Raw genomic sequence first — 15,143 nt, forward strand, 5'->3', positions numbered from 1 at the left:
CCTACGGCGCCTCATGAAGGGCGCGGACGCCACCAAAAGCGCTACCAGAAGTTACACCTCTCCCTGGGACAGGACCCGATCTTGCATGGGCAGGTATACTATGTTTCAGCCGACGCAATCTTAGACCGCGCTCAAGAAGTTCCTCAGGAAATCTATGTCGCAAGGGTATCGGTGCCACCTCAAGAGCTGGACCGTGTCCGAGGCTTCAAGCCAACACCTGGCATGCCTGCAGAGATTATGATTACCACTCAGGACCGCACGTTCATTCAGTATCTAATGAAGCCAGTCACTGATAGTATGATCCGGGCTTTTCGAGAGCAGTAGATAGTTTGCACCCTTTAGTACGGAAATCTCAATTTTGAGGGTAAGCTTGACTGGATCTTTTCTCTTCCGGTCCAGCATGCTGGATCGAAACTGGATTAGCATCCTCTGGGGCTGTCACTTCTCGAAATCCAGACTGTGCCTCCTTGAGAAATTGCAAGGATGAAAACGGCTTCTGTGTTGTTATCCATCTCAAAGACGATCGCGCCTTCGCGACCTGTTGGAGCAATCCGTATAGAAGCATTTGTTTCGCTTTGAGCGGACTTCTTTTCAGGGTCATACGCAAGGCCCATTGCTGCTTCCTGAACTTCTAAAATTTTGCGCGTGGCTTCTGATGGGCCAGAATGGTTTGCAATCATTTCGGCAATAATCTGTAGATCATCAGCAACGCTGGGATGGAACCATACTCTGTAGGTCAATGAAGTTATTCCGACTTTATGCGCTGCAATGCGCTGCGGAAGATATCCTCACCAGATGTAAACTCTGATCTTGATGTCTCCATTCGATCGGATATCGCGGATGAAATGGCTTTCAGGGCGTTCTCGCGATGAACTTCGTCTTCAATAAGCCGCTCAATCGCTGCTGCAACAGCTGAGCTCGCTGTTGCAAATTTTCCCTGTTTTACTTTGGCCATAAGAAAATCATGATGGCGATCGGTAAAGCTCAGTGTGGTTTTCACAGTCATTGAATGCCCCTAGATCACATGTAAGTCATACTTTTTGTTTCAAGGTAGGTCAATATTCACGGTCCCTGTGAGCTGCTACCTTTGAATGCTCCAGCAAGAGACTTTCTAACCGTGTCACTCGTTGCCGGCTGAAGCTGCTTCTTTTTCTTAGAACGCTTCCGGTTATCTTTTTTGTACAATTGCAGGATATTCCAAAAGGTGAGCCGTGGGCTTAAGCTGAAAACCTTTTCCTTCTAGCCTCATGCTCCGCTTGTGATATCATTCTTACATATTCGATTTCAGGAGGATGCGATGAGTGACACTGAGCGTATAAAGCTTCTAGAAGCCGCATTGATAAAATATGTTGAACTATATGGCTTTATAGATGAAGCGCGAGATTACTATATACGAAATGGCCGTAGTACCAGTCAGAATTCACTAAAAAATTAGGAGCCGGTACATCTATAAATTCAAAACAATCCACGGCCTGGGAGGTATTCGCGCTAATCGACGGATCCCATCGTGCTAATTTTAGTTGCGGTTTTTGCGGTGGTATCTAGCGTGGTGGTTTCAATAGTAGCAAGTGTTAGAGCGGTTAATCCCACTAGAGCCGCTGCCAGGAAAACCCATTCGACAGTTACTGCCCCGTTCTCAGCTCTAAAGAACTGGTTTGCCTTAAGATTTGTCTTCATGATCCTACCTATCGAAGAATTCTGCACAGCGCAGTGTAGGAGTATACGACCACTGCCGACGTCCAAATTGGCGACCTATTTGTGCTCTTTTCAGGGCAGGATCAATCCAGATCAGAATTTGAGATCTTCAATATTGGGTATAAAAAAGCCACGCTAAACAAGTTAGCGTGGCCCTTCGGGGTACAGGCGCTCCTTGGAGGGAAAGACGCCTTAGCATTGAGAGATGCCACCCCTAGCTGAGATTGTTACTCAACCGAGTCAATATCGGACACGATGTCAACGACCAGGTTAGATGTCGAGGTTTCAATTGTGTTGAAAGCAACGACTGCTAGTCCGACGATGGCTGCTGTTAGAACAACCCAGTCTACTGTAACTGCGCCGTCTTCATCACGAGCGAAACGATTGAGTTTAAGAGAGAATTTCATGGCTTCATTCCTTGTTTGCGACCTTCTGGGGATACTTCTAGTCCTTGCTCATGTCGAAAATTTGTCCAGCAAGGGCGATGTGTTGTTAATATTAAGGCATAAAGTGGGCGCTTCGTGTTTGCGCTAACACATGGTGGCGACGACCCCAGCTGGGTGTCTTAACCGTCCAAACGTGATGGAGTGGCATGCGGCGCCTCACAGGGGGGGTGTTACTGCCTTAGGCGCCGTGCTTCAGCCTGGCAGCGATCGACTGCAAGATGACGGCATTCGTGTTGATGTCGCTGTAGGTGCTGCTTGGGGTCCCAGTTTGTTCATTGATACTGGAAGCAAAGCCATAAGGGGTTTGAGCTCTTTCTCTTACGAACGACAGAAGTTTCGCACTCCACGCGTGGTCCTTGCATGCTGACCATAGGTATGCAGCTTTTGAGCTGATCGCGAGATACTCCTCTCGGAACGCTTTGGTGCGATGCTCTTCTAAGCCGCCGACGGTGTCGATCGCCCATAGGCGTCCTGGGGCGTCAAATTGCAAACCTTGGTACAAGAACCAAGGTCTGCTGTTGATCGGCCCCTCGGAGACGCAGATCAACCGTCCTGTTTCATCGTATTCTTCAAGCTGAGCGGCAAAGAGAACATCGGCGAGATATGCTGCTTCCGGCGACATGCCGAACTCTAGCGCCTCCATTAGGAGGGGTTCGGCGCCCATAGGGCCTATATGCCCGCACACTTCTAGCAGGGACATTTGACCATCTGAAGCGCTTTTCCCACCGAGCACTTCGTAGGGCGACTTGGCTTCTATGCCCCATATTCGAAAGGCCCAAGCTGCGTAATGTGCGCAATGAGATCGAAAGGTAGAAACCAGTGTTCCCTCTTCGACTGAATGGACGATTCCATCGTCCACGACATCCTTGAGGTCCCAAGACGCGACAGTGCTTGTAGCGAGGCCTTTGGATAAGGGATGGGTGTCTAAGCTGTATAAGGCTGCTAGAAGGCGACCTGCATCGCAGCCGTCGAAGTTTCGATTTCCCCATTTGAACTTGTTTGTTGCAATCCACCCCTGCGGCAGAAGCCGACCTTGGGACCTGCGGCCTGCGATGTTGGGTAAGATTTTTTCGATGGCGTGGCGGAAGTGCTGGTCAGAAGTAAGTTTTAAGTCGACGGCTGCTAGCAATGCGAAGATATGGCTCCCCACATCCCACATCGTCACGGCTTCATGTAGCCTTGGGTTGGTTTTTGAAAAATTCGCTGTAGCAGGGCAGAGTCCGGTGTTGGGGTTGGTCCATTTCTCAAAGTAAGACCATGCAACTTTAGCGTCATTCATCAGCCCTTCCCGCTCTGTTACATTTGGGATCTGGGGCCGCTGCGATATGTAAGGCTGATAAGCCTCTGTTCTGCGAAAATGTGTGGTGTAGGAGTCGGTTGGTACGAGGCGCCCTACATAGTCCGAGAGCGAGACGACCTGGGAAAGCCCATCATTTTTAACCGCTTGCAGAGCATCTTTAAGCATCCTCTGATGGGCTTTGCTCCGCAACATCTCTGCAGGGATTGAGAGAACAGAGTCGGCCGCCCCCATAGAGGTTTGTAGCGTATCGCTTACTGTCCTGACGTTCTGTACGCGTACGGAGGGTATTCGTAATGTGTTGTCAGCTCCTAAGCCCCCTTCGCGCTTCTGGCTAAGCTCAATCGCAATGCCGTAGCTTTTTGGTGTTGATGGGTGTGCAGAGGAGGACGGCCCCTGTCCCAGGGCCCCCAGTGGTGCCAAAGGCTCATCCAGAGGGTGGCTTTCTTTTAGATTGGCCCAGTACTGAAAGGCACGTTCTGCTGAGGTCTTGTCACCAAAGCTAGATGATAAGCCTTCAAGAGCAAGCTCCTGCCGAAAGCGCATTAGAGCTTCTCGCTCTTTGTCTGTCGCGTCTGACCGTAGAGTAAAATGAACCCCCACATAGCGCTGATAGTCATAGGCATCCCGGAACTGAATATCAGAAGCGAGAATGGCGCTTACCCAAGGCCCCTCGTCGGGAAGCAGCACTTGCTGAGCAAAAGCAGTAGCCGCTGTTTGCAGGCGCGCCAGAGGCAGGTTTGAGAGGTCATGCGCCGATAGGTAATAAACCCTCTCTACGGATTGAGTTTTTGGCGAGCTATAGGCTGTTGGAGGGGGCTGCAGTTGAACCCTCTGACCGCCTATTATTCTGACTACACCATTGTCCCAAGCTTCTGGTCGCACTTGAGCGCTGACGTCGGGGCGCATTAAAACATTCCGGATGCCGGACGCGCGAAGCCCCGATGGAGCCATTGCTATGGGTTGCATGTCACAGGCGATGGTTTGTCTTACAGCCATGTGCAGGGATTGCGGAGCGTCATTTCCCCATAAAATGGCCTCCAAGGCACGGCGGGCTTCGTAGGCGGCCCGTGCTTGGAAATAAGGGGTCATACTGCCTAACTGTTTCACCCAAGGCACGACCTGCACCAGCCCCGGCGTTTTTTCCGCGCGTTGTATCAAGGTGCGAGAAAGCGCGCTGTTTGGCCCCAACTGACTTTGGCTGGGGTCAAGCAAGCAGGTGATAGGTAAGCCATTGCGGGCGAAAGTATCTAACACGATGGCGGTTCGCGGGGGGGATGTTCTGCTGTCTAAGCCATCAAGGACCACAAGGGTATTTTGAGGTGTGACCGTAGTGCTCTCTGCAGCGGTGGCTCCAGAAAGAAGCAGCGGGGCTGCGGTCCCCCATTTAAGAAAGGTTCGACGCTTCATGACGCTCTGTTTGCCGTGTCAAACTGGAAACCTACGCGGGTCATGCGCCCCCAGTTGGCCAAGGAGCCCGTAGCCGCCCGCCATAGCGCCCGGATCACGGATATATATAAGATCGGACGATAAAAGAGTCGCTGAAGGGGAAGCAATAGTAGGAGCCATCGATCCTCCAGAGGATCTAAGCGGAATGCCCTAATGGCGCTCAGCACCTCCAGTGTTGGAAGCATCAGGTAAGCAATAAGCAATGGGCTGGCTATGACCTTCGCATGTTCGTCTGCCGTTCCGAAGTCCGCGACGAACTCTACAATAAGGATCACTAAGAATAGGTCCGCCAAAGGCGCAAGGAGAGGCATAAGGTAGCCAAAGACTGCGAGATCTGGAAGCGCGACCAACCCCAGTGCCCGCCCTTCTATCGTGGCGCCCAAATGTTTCCAGCCAGCCTGCATCATGCCCAGTGACCAGCGTAGTCGCTGTGTCATAAGCCCTCTGAGCGACGCGGGAACTTCTGTTCTTGCGATAGCGCGGTCCTCATAGAGCACTTTGTACTTTGACCGGATGACGGCCATTGTCATATCTGCATCTTCCGTAAGGGTTTCTGTCGAGAAGATACCGGCTTCCATCAATGCTGTTGTCCGCCATGCGCCAATCGCGCCCGGAACAACGGTTATCGCATTAAGGTGTTCTTTTGCCCGCCGTTCTATGGCTTGGGATGTAATGTACTCGAGGGCCTGTAGCCGGGTGAGCAGATTGCGCCGATTGCCAACAACAACTTTGCCCGCCACAGCCCCGACGTTTGGGTTCTCAAAATGCGCGGCTAACAAGCGGACTGCATCGGGCGCTATTTGAGAATCTGCATCGATACAGATCAAAATGTCGCTTTGGGCTTCATCAAGGGCTGCGTTAAGCGCTGCAGCTTTGCCGCGGTTGGGCTGCTTTAGAACGGTCACCAAGGGGTGGTACGAGAAACTTGCTGCTTTTAAATAGGTATCATCTGTTGACCCATCGTCGACGACGATAATATCAAAATCTGGGTACTCAGATAACAAAGCTTTTCGGATGCATTGCTCGATGACCTGCTCTTCGTTGTAAGCGGGGATCACGATTGTAACTGAAGGCTCATGACCTGAGGGTGTGGGGGTATGACGTTGGCGGCGCCCCGCCAGAAGAAGCAAGCTTGCTGAGCGAAGGGCACCAACTGCGAAGACAGTCCAGAACGCCACTTGAAGAACAGTCCAGCTGCTTCCCATTGCAAAGAATGAGACATTGCCGAGCGTTGCGGTCATCGGGTCTCCGTCTGGCAAAAGAGTATCGGGGGAAACGCCCAATAGGTCTGCAAGGGTTGTGAAGGTATAGCCTTTGTCTCGCAGCTCAGAGATCACACGTGGCAAAGCAGCGACGGTTTGGTGCTGATCACCTCCCCCGTCATGAAGCAACACAACGCCTCCCCCATTTAGCTCCACTTGCTTAATGATCTCATCTGCAAGCGCGTCGGACGTTTGCTCAACCCAGTCTCGTGGGACAATATTCATGCCTGCAATGACATATCCAGCCTCCTCGAGGGGGAGCAAGGAGGCAACCTCCTTGGAGGTAATGGGCCCTCCGCTTCGCATGTAAGGCTCACGATAAAGGCGCATGTTTTTGCCTGTTATGCCGTTTATCAAAAGCTGTGTGGAGTTGGCTTCGACCTTAGCACGGGAGGCGGAGATCTCAGCCATATTGGGGTGCGAGTAAGTATGAGAGCCCAGCTCGTGCCCCTCCGCTAGAATGCGCCTTATCAGGTCTGGTGAAGCTAATGCGTTGCTACCTAAAACGAAGAAAGAAGCGGGTGTCTGGGTCTGGCGCAAAATATCTAGTGCAGCCGGCGTATGTTGGGGGTGGGGACCATCGTCAAAGGTAAGAACAACCTTGTTCGGCTCGCCTTCCCCGTAAAGCTTTCCAGCTGCCGCCTGAGGCATCTCATCATAGACCGCGGAGGTAACCTCGCCTGTTTCTGGACTAATTTTGATGGTGCGTTTGCCCATCTGAGGCATGGAGCGAGGTGCAACAAAGGGCCCGCGGCCCGTGAGGGCTACATAATTTGACAAAAGAACGCTTTCTAAGGCTGTGGAAGGCAGGGTCATGCCGCGGGTGGTCTGGTCTAAGACTGCCCAAATCCCGGGGTCTTCATAGCCTAAGCCGCTTAAGCTCAGAGCCTGTATCCCGTATCTTTTCAGGGTAAGTATCTGATTTTGAGCTGTTATGGCGTCAAGGAGCCATAGCTGATGCTGTAGGCCTCTTGCATCTAGATAGCTTGCCCGAGTGTTCCCTGAGCCCGGAGCCAGTGTGGCAAAAGCATCGTGTTGAGCAAGCGCCGTCATGGCTTTTGCAAAGGGCAGTACTTCCGGACGCGGGCTACCAGAAACCCAATCCAACGAGTGGGTTCCCAACTCAACCACAAGTTTGCTAGGCGCCACATGCTCCTGAAAGGCTTTAATACGCTCTTCAAACCAACGCTTGTCTGCAAGCGGTTGCGGGGCGGACCCGATCCAATGCTCTTGGTAACCTTTGATCACAACGGTATCGAAGAACCGGTTGGCAATGACTAAAAGGCTAGCGGAAGCACTGCTTGGGAGCCTAACGCATGTTTCCAATCCCCTGCTTTTAAACTGACTTGTAAGTCGGCGGCTTAGAATGCTGAAGGTTTGACCCTCTATAAGAGCAAGCGAGCTTGCGTCTATGCAGTAGCCTTTCACATTAGCCGTTTGTGAAGGCTGATCCAAAAAGTTACTCAGTGCAGCGGATACCTTCGCGGGGCCGGTGGGGGTCCGCAATGGCCCCAACGCAGCCGTATCCCACTGCAGGATCGGCATGATGTTAAAGGTGCCAACTTCGGTGCGCTGCTTAAGCAAAGGCTGGCGGGTCTCAAGGCTCACTTCCCCGACTTGGACATCGCCGTCTAACTCAGTGAAGTGAAACCAAGTAGGCATAGCCACATGGATGGTATTGCAACTCTCACTGAATGAATGCGTAGCCCAAGGAAGTTCCGCAGATACAACCGCATATACCTTTAATGTTTGGGATGGCGCTGCGCCCTGCCCCGTTCTGTTCAAGCACTGATACTTTTGAAGCTCTTGTTGAGCGTAAAGGTCGATCGCTGGCATATCAGAGCCATGCTCTCCTTCTACCAAGAGGCTGTTTCTAACAGAGGCTGTGTGCCCTTTTAGGGTGCTGATAGGTTCTGGTAGAGCTGCTTCAAGCCCTCCATCCAATCCTACTGTAATCGCAAAAAATAAAAGCCAAGCGATGACGCCACTGATAAGCGTGCCAGCTGAAAAAATAACACGCGCTTTCCGCCGCCGACTTGGGTCAAAAAAGACGCGATCAGACAAACCACGAGTTGCACGTGGTTCATGGTACCCGCGGTGCGCATTCATGCGCCCCTTTGCCTTATTCTCTTGTCGCTTCGCGTTCCACATCGAGTATTCGCATCTATAGCTTGCTGTATAGAAGCGCAGTGTGAGGCCACCCGAATATTATGCCCACGCGAACGTCGCCAACCATTTGAAAGCCAAGAGACCGGGAGCGTTAAAAAGAAGTAGCCGCTTTCAACGTACCGTGAGGATGCTCAAATGTGGTTAGCGAGCTGTTGCTGGCAGAAAAGCAGTGCTCGCATTGTTACAAATCTATACAGAAAGCGAGTATAGAAAGCGGCAGGATTGTGTCACGCGTTTGCCCACTTTCCGCCCAAATTGCAACTTAAGGGTGTGTCATTGTTTCGCTTTTCGAATGACTTAATCTAATAAGCTCAAACTGTTGAGCCTAAAGAATAAATGGATCTTTCTGTAGGCTTATGATTCGTTCTCTTCTGTCCTAATATATGTCGCCTAAGTTTGGCATGGATCGAATCGTTGACATATTTCCGTACGTAGAAAAAATGGAAGATGATCGTGTCCCCCACAGCACACGGTCATCCCAGTAGCGGCTACAGTTTCGGCTGTAGCCGTTTTTGCCTTAAAGGCTATGTCCGGAAATATCCCGACGTTTATATGCCGAGTTTCTTTTTGAGAGCCAGCACTTCGCGCTGATAAGTATAGCCCCGTGTAAGGGCTTTATCACCCTTGATAGGCCACCATTCCGTTTGCCCCGGGTAGCTGCGCCAAACCCGGTCAAAACGATCGACGACATGCAATATGCAACTTTTCTCACCCGGCGAGCTACCTGCGCGACCGTTATTGGGCCAATACCATGTAAGATTGTGACACATACGCCCATAGCTATCTACGGTCCACTCGCCTGCGCCTAAGCTATCGCTGCTCTGCGCACACCACGCGCGTGCTTGGCTGTTTGCACCAAAGTAAATTCCACCTTGGCAATCTGCTTCCCAAGTTTCTGTCTTTCCAACGTATGCTGCAATAATCTGGCGAGGGGTTGGCGTTTTAGCGCCATAGGGAAGAGGGTCTGCTGCTGCGCCGACTGGAAGAGCTGCGATAAGCAGTCCAACCAACCAAGTTTTCCGGAAAAACATGCTAAGAAGCTCTTTCTATAAAGGATCACATCGAATGATGGTCAGGATTTTGTGCTTTCAAGTCAATATATATCCCAAGCTCCTTTGCTCAAAAATTGATCTTTTGCCCTTCCAGCTTGGTAAGTGAAGCGCGCGCCCCGAAAGTCACAATTTTGCGATGCGTTGCGGTTAAGTGCTTAAAATTGCGAGGCTATCTTGAACAGATAGCTTGATGCGCCTATGAAACAGGAAAGCCAATCCTATTTTCAGGTGAAAGAAGCCCTATGATCTCTAAAGATGAACTGAAAGCGATGTCCCGAAAGGAGCTTGAGAAGCTTTTAAACAGTGTAAGTAAAGCGCTTGCCTCTGCGAAAGCGAGAGATCAACGAGAGGCAAAGAAGGCCGCTGCCAAAGCCGCTGCGGAATTCGGCTTCTCTCTTGGTGAAATCTCCGAAGCCGACGGAACAGTCCAAAAGAAGACGAAAGCAAAAAGGGCCCCCAAAAAGCCCTCAAAGCCCGCTTTTGTGAACCCAGAGGACAAAACGCAGACGTGGACAGGTAAAGGGCGCCAACCAAACTGGTACCGCGCTCAGATCGCAGCAGGCGTTGAGCCTGACGCCATGCGCATTTGACCCTATATAACGACAAGGCCCTCGTCCGCGACGGGGGCCGAAGCGCCAGAAGGGATTTAATCCATTTCGGGGCATAGGGCGCTCTCCAGTGATTGTACTGCAGAAAATTAAAGCTCACAAATTCCTATAATATTCCGATAGTTGCCGTGCGTTTTCTACTTCAGGTAGATGTCCGCGCGCCATAGTTTTAACATTTTTATAGCCATGTAAGATTCAGCTTATTATCCTTTTTAAGCGGCGATTCCGGGCAAATTTTGTGCTGTCGGTCGCTTGCTGTTACTTTTTTAGGAGAATTTGCATGGATGAACTGACGGTCGGCGATGTTCGCCCCTTCTTGGCGATGATCGCGAATAACCCACTTTTGAATGATGCTGAGGGGCTCGCCTCACAGTTGCGCGACATCATAACCAGCCTGGGCGTTCCGATTACTCCTGAACTGGACGCATCCTTGTCCGCCATTGAGGCAAATCCCATCCTTGTATCCGCAGGAATTGAAGAGTTGCGCAGCGCCATTGAGGGCTTGCCAGATTCTATGCTTCTCAGCGACGTCGAAGGGTTTGGATCGGTAACTCCTGGCGGCCCCGACGTGACGCAGGACCAAAACGGAAACGACATTCAAACCTTCCAGTTGCCGTTCAGCGGGACGACGATCGCTATCGAAGAGGATGGGGTTACGGTGACCCTTCCCGGGGGCGAGCCGCAGAAACTCGTCGGCCTCGATCGGCTAGAGTTTACCGACGGCACGCTGTTCTTGGATGTTCAAGATGGTGCTGGATTGGTTAAAGCCGCTTACGAAGCCTTGCTTGGGAATGCTCAGCCGGATGCGGAAGGTTTCGACTTCTGGCTTGATCTCTACGAAGGGGGAACCATCGATACGTTTGCCCTGACAAACGCCTTTACGCAAACTGAAGCTTTTTCTCAGCAGTATGCAGAGGCATTAAATGATGCTGAAGCTTTGGTGCGTTCTATCTACCAAAATCTGTTTGACCGCGAAGCAGATGACGCTGGGCTGAACTTCTGGAAAGAGTATCTCGATGCGAACGGTATTTCCGATTCAGTCGACGAAGCTCTTGCTTACATGATGCAATCTGAAGAGTTTGCGCAACTGGTGGGCGCGACTTACACCGACGGCGTCTTTGTTTAGAAAGACCTGGGTGGGGCAGCTGTCTTACAGCAACTGCTCCACCCTCATAGATGATAGATACGTCGGGTGGTGCACCTAATACAGGCGCCGCTTGGAAGGCGCGTATTTGTGGCTTTCTACCTTATCCCGAGTTAAATGCGCGGGCCATGCCGGCCGGCGCGCGGCGCTCTTTAACCCCTCTTAAAGTAGCGCCACGAAAACGAAAACTGCAGTGATGAGGCTATATCCGATCATGTGCAGGAAGTCTGACTTTGCAGGCTGTGTCATGTTTTGCTCCAATGCTGCTCTATAGGCACCATTGTTGAACACGAATGCGGCAATAAATTGCCCTAGGCTGGGCTTAAGGATGCAATTTTAGTGTCTTTGGGGCTATTGTTCGTAGTGGCCAGCCTGGTGCCATCTCCAAGCATCAGCAATCATGTTGTGCAAGGTGGAACGCTTAGGTGTCCAGCCAAGCTCATTGATCGCTCGAGAAGAGCCTGACACGAGCTTGGTGCAATCTCCTGGGCGTCGCGCACCGATTTTATGAGGCACCGTTTGATTGGTTACGGCACGGCTATGATCGAGCACTTCGCGCACTGAGAAGCCGCTACCAGTGCCGAGGTTAAATACTCGGCTGCCCCTATCCTGTTGAAGCCACTTCAAGCCCAGAACATGGGCATCAACTAGATCGCAGACATGCACATAGTCACGAATGCAGGTGCCATCGGGCGTGTCATAGTCATCTCCGAAGACCGTCAGCGCAGCCCTGTTCCCAGAGATCGCATCAAGCATGAGCGGAATCAAATGCGTCTCCGGCTGGTGAAACTCGCCCACTTCGCCTTCGGGATCTGCCCCGGCTACGTTAAAATAGCGGAAGATAACATGCTGTAGCCCGTGGGCGGCTTCAAAATCACGCAGAATGTCCTCAATCGCGCGTTTTGAGGCGCCATAAGCGTTAATCGGATACTGTGCGCTATTTTCATCCAGAATGACGTTGTCCTGATCCCCATAGGTCGCACAGGTAGATGAAAAGACAAACCGTTTGCAGCCGGCCGCAACCGCTGCCTCAATCAGCGTAAGGGATCCGTTGACGTTATTGCGCCAGTAGAGACCCGGCTTTGCCATGCTCTCACCCACTTGGCTGAGAGCCGCAAAATGCATAACCGCGACGGGTTGATGTTCCGCAAAAACCTCATCTAGCCGTGTGCGATCTAGCAGATCACCCTCCTCGAAGGGGCCAAACTTTACTGCATCGCGCCATCCGGTGATGAGGTTATCGAATGTCACTGGGATGAACCCAGCCGACTTCAGCGCTTTGCAAGCGTGCGAGCCAATATAGCCTGCCCCGCCGGTTACCAGTACCTTATTCATATCACCTCTCCACCCGCCTAGTTAAGCTCGCTGTAACCCAGAAGGTCTGCTTTATTTTGGAGGCTTCTTGATCGCGCTATACTTCGCATGGCGTGCTTCAGTTGGAGCGGTGAAGCAGCCTGCCGCCCCCGCCCTCGAAAAGCTCTTAAGCGATCAGATCAAACTGCGCCATGTCGCTCTTCAATCCAATAGTAGATACAACGCCACCATCATCGTACGACCAGCTTTTCGCGTAGATTTCCGGAGCATTACTGCCCCCTTCGAACGCGTCCATATGGATGAAGATGATTTCTGTGTTCAAGTTGACGACTTTAATGTTGCTGTAGGTATGGAACAAGAAATCCAAAAACTCGCGCGCTTCCAGGTCGAAGCTTTCATAGCCAGGCAGTTTTTCAGCCAAGCCTACCGGGGTAGAGGGCGACTTTGCCTCCTCCGCGTTCAGCAATTGGACGAGCTCACTGTGATCAATCTTGTCGAGGCTTGTGATCTCAAAGCTCTCGAAGGCCGCGTCAAAGCTCTGTAGAAAGCTAACCTCTTCCACGTTGCTATCGGAAGATATCGCGCCTGGAGTTTGAAACGGCTGCTCATTGGGAGCTTCCGCAGCTTTTTCATCTTGATCGCTCGGCGGGCGTTTAGACATCATGGCCACCGGCTGTGCGGGCTCAGCGTAAGAGAGCTCTTCAGTCTCTTTTATGCGGGTGCTCGAAGGACCTTTGGTTACGAGCGCGACTTCGGCTTCGGGATCAATATTTGGCGCTTCCGGCGCAGTTTCTTCGCTCTCCACTTCGGCTAAACCAAGGTCACGCTGCTGGAGCTTTATCGTTTCAGATGCCATTAGAAGGGCGGCTTCTTTCGACTTAACGTGCTCAAGTGCGGCGGAAAGGCTTTCTAAGCTTAGCTTTTGAGTAGAGCTGTCATCGGTCGTAGTATCCAGAATGCTTCCAGCCGGTAAAGGCAAGCCAACGGCCAGGGCCACCAAGCTTAAGCTTACCCCAGCGGCTTTCGCACCATGCCCTGAAAGCCCTAAGGCCAAGCCTTCGCGGCTAGACGATGAACTGGACGTAGCCTTCACGATATCTTGCGGCGCAGACGCTTTCTGAACAGCGCTCGACAACACCTCCTGGTCGCCATCATGTCCTACTGGTTCTTTGCCAGCTGCATCTTCATGAGATGAACCACCCATTTCTTTTGGCATGCTTGCCGTAGTGGCGGGAGTTGCCGCGATCAGTTCATCCGACATCAGATATACAGACCACACCAGAGCCGCGAGCGCCGCCGCGGGATGTATGAATACGACATCCCGGTTGCGTTTTGCGAGCGACACAACATTCTGCCCGGCTTGTGCCACTGGCTGCACGCGTCGCGAGAACTCTGCCACCAGATCGTGCAGGCTGTCTCCCTTAATAGGGGTTTCCTGCATTTGGCTGGTTACCAAATAGCATCCGTCAAAGCGGCTAAAATGCACCAGAACCTCGTTTTGGCTGTCCATAAAGACAAACCAAGGGTCTCCTTCATCTGTGACGCCATGATCTACTTGGGTCGTGACGCCTGCGAGGGCGAGTATTCTTTGCGTCCGGTAAAGATCCGCCAGTTCTTGATTGGTCCAACCTACTGGTTGCGTGCAAAGACTATGGGATTGCTGAAGGAAGGAGACGTTTGCTTCAAAAGTCTGAGGGCCGTCATCAACGCCACCCCCTGCCTCCATCGGACCATAAAGCTCTGCCATGTCGAGGCGGCTGCAGGCGTCATCTGTCTCAGTCAGCCCAGAAGCCGTTAAAGCGCTCGACCGAGCAAGCCGTGGAAAACGAATAACATCAGACATCAAGTAAATCCTTTGCGCCACCATATCAGTCTTGAAGCAAAGGCCAAGATGTTATGGCGCTCTGGACTTAGCACGGGCTCACCCACCTCCCCAAAGGTTTTCGGGTGGATGCAAAGGGTGCTGGTTTACGAAGAAGGGCGAAGCAACCGCGCGCCTATTGTTTCCCCCATTGGTATGAAGAGCCCGACTCAGACTTTTAAAAGCCCCGCACCTCCCGCGCTGTCGAGCTTCACAAAGGCACCCCTTCTCTAGGCAGCGTATTGCCCTGCAAAACATGACCGGCCGCTTGTGCCGCGGCAGCACCGTCAAAATCTGCTTTGAGTGTCGGTGGTGAACGGCCAAGACCCTTATACTCTACAACCGCATCAAGGTGCCTTTGACATTCCGCCATGCAGTCCTATTTATTACCTGTAACTCAATCCCATGAGGCGCTGTCATGAACGCTCTTTCATATATGTCCTCCCACGTTTCCGATCTCGCCATCGAGGCTGCGGAAGGACAACCCATGGAAGCTCGTTACGATCACCCGCGCCTGCAAGCTATTGAGAGCGCAGAGTTTCTTGATGTGAATAAAGATGGTCGCCTCGACGATGATGTTTTTGAGATGTACTCAGGGCGCTTCGGCTGACCACTAAACGACGAACTGTGCCAACTCCGCTTCCGCTCCCTGCTCCGAATCCATTTACTGTCGGAGACATCGTGGGCTGCAGTTTCCGAAAACAACACCAGATCGTCCGCACCCGGGCTTGATAATGGACGTAATTGCCGGTGAGGACCGCGCAAGAATACTAGGGCCTGTGGACATTGAGGATTTTCAAATCACCTGAGGTTTGATTCAACCTTCCAAAAGGGAGGTTTGAATGG

At 51.9% G+C, this 15,143-nt stretch carries 12 protein-coding genes and 1 pseudogene; 4 read left to right on the forward strand and 9 right to left on the reverse strand.

Features of this window, described 5'->3' with window-relative positions; all coding sequences use genetic code 11:
* A pseudogene (locus ACGYK7_RS18045) lies at positions 1 to 324 on the forward strand (hypothetical protein); the annotation flags it as partial.
* Positions 325 to 419: 95 nt separating this feature from the next.
* Here ACGYK7_RS18045 and ACGYK7_RS18050 read toward each other — a convergent pair.
* The 7 genes from ACGYK7_RS18050 to ACGYK7_RS18080 form a co-directional block, all read right to left on the reverse strand.
* Complete coding sequence (locus ACGYK7_RS18050; RefSeq protein ID WP_394403777.1) at positions 420 to 740, reverse strand: type II toxin-antitoxin system RelE/ParE family toxin; 321 nt, start codon at positions 738 to 740, stop codon at positions 420 to 422.
* 5 nt (positions 741 to 745) lie between these two features.
* A complete protein-coding gene (locus tag ACGYK7_RS18055; protein WP_394403778.1) occupies positions 746 to 1,006 on the reverse strand; it encodes a hypothetical protein in 261 nt (86 codons plus the stop codon).
* Positions 1,007 to 1,488: 482 nt separating this feature from the next.
* Positions 1,489 to 1,677: a hypothetical protein gene (locus tag ACGYK7_RS18060; RefSeq protein ID WP_394403779.1), complete on the reverse strand. Its 189-nt coding sequence runs from the start codon at positions 1,675 to 1,677 to the stop codon at positions 1,489 to 1,491.
* A 245-nt stretch (positions 1,678 to 1,922) separates the two neighbouring features.
* Entirely contained in the window at positions 1,923 to 2,102 is a 180-nt protein-coding gene (locus ACGYK7_RS18065; protein WP_394403781.1) for a Flp family type IVb pilin, read from the reverse strand.
* 217 nt (positions 2,103 to 2,319) lie between these two features.
* A complete protein-coding gene (locus ACGYK7_RS18070) occupies positions 2,320 to 4,695 on the reverse strand; it encodes a DUF3131 domain-containing protein (protein WP_394403782.1) in 2,376 nt (791 codons plus the stop codon).
* Positions 4,696 to 4,844: 149 nt separating this feature from the next.
* The gene (locus tag ACGYK7_RS18075) at positions 4,845 to 8,258 is read right to left on the reverse strand and encodes a glycosyltransferase (protein ID WP_394403784.1); all 3,414 of its coding nucleotides are present in this window, start codon (positions 8,256 to 8,258) and stop codon (positions 4,845 to 4,847) included.
* Positions 8,259 to 8,866: 608 nt separating this feature from the next.
* On the reverse strand, positions 8,867 to 9,349 hold the full coding sequence (locus ACGYK7_RS18080; RefSeq protein WP_394403785.1) for a DUF995 domain-containing protein: 483 nt from the start codon (positions 9,347 to 9,349) through the stop codon (positions 8,867 to 8,869).
* 263 nt (positions 9,350 to 9,612) lie between these two features.
* Here ACGYK7_RS18080 and ACGYK7_RS18085 point away from each other — a divergent pair, with 263 nt between their 5' ends.
* Both ACGYK7_RS18085 and ACGYK7_RS18090 read left to right on the forward strand, forming a co-directional pair.
* Positions 9,613 to 9,960: an H-NS family nucleoid-associated regulatory protein gene (locus ACGYK7_RS18085; RefSeq protein WP_394403786.1), complete on the forward strand. Its 348-nt coding sequence runs from the start codon at positions 9,613 to 9,615 to the stop codon at positions 9,958 to 9,960.
* 298 nt (positions 9,961 to 10,258) lie between these two features.
* The gene (locus ACGYK7_RS18090; RefSeq protein WP_394403787.1) at positions 10,259 to 11,104 is read left to right on the forward strand and encodes a DUF4214 domain-containing protein; all 846 of its coding nucleotides are present in this window, start codon (positions 10,259 to 10,261) and stop codon (positions 11,102 to 11,104) included.
* Between the two features lie 369 nt (positions 11,105 to 11,473).
* Here ACGYK7_RS18090 and galE read toward each other — a convergent pair whose 3' ends face one another.
* Positions 11,474 to 12,457 (reverse strand): UDP-glucose 4-epimerase GalE, encoded by a 984-nt coding sequence (gene galE, locus ACGYK7_RS18095; protein ID WP_394403789.1) that lies wholly within the window; start codon positions 12,455 to 12,457, stop codon positions 11,474 to 11,476.
* 145 nt (positions 12,458 to 12,602) lie between these two features.
* The gene (locus tag ACGYK7_RS18100) at positions 12,603 to 14,279 is read right to left on the reverse strand and encodes a hypothetical protein (RefSeq protein ID WP_394403790.1); all 1,677 of its coding nucleotides are present in this window, start codon (positions 14,277 to 14,279) and stop codon (positions 12,603 to 12,605) included.
* Between the two features lie 436 nt (positions 14,280 to 14,715).
* Between ACGYK7_RS18100 and ACGYK7_RS18105 the strand changes: the two genes are divergently transcribed.
* On the forward strand, positions 14,716 to 14,907 hold the full coding sequence (locus tag ACGYK7_RS18105; protein WP_394403793.1) for a hypothetical protein: 192 nt from the start codon (positions 14,716 to 14,718) through the stop codon (positions 14,905 to 14,907).
* Positions 14,908 to 15,143: the final 236 nt, after the last annotated feature.

Origin of the sequence: Sulfitobacter sp. 1A15299, assembly GCF_043556915.1 — a bacterium.
Lineage (GTDB): Bacteria > Pseudomonadota > Alphaproteobacteria > Rhodobacterales > Rhodobacteraceae > Sulfitobacter.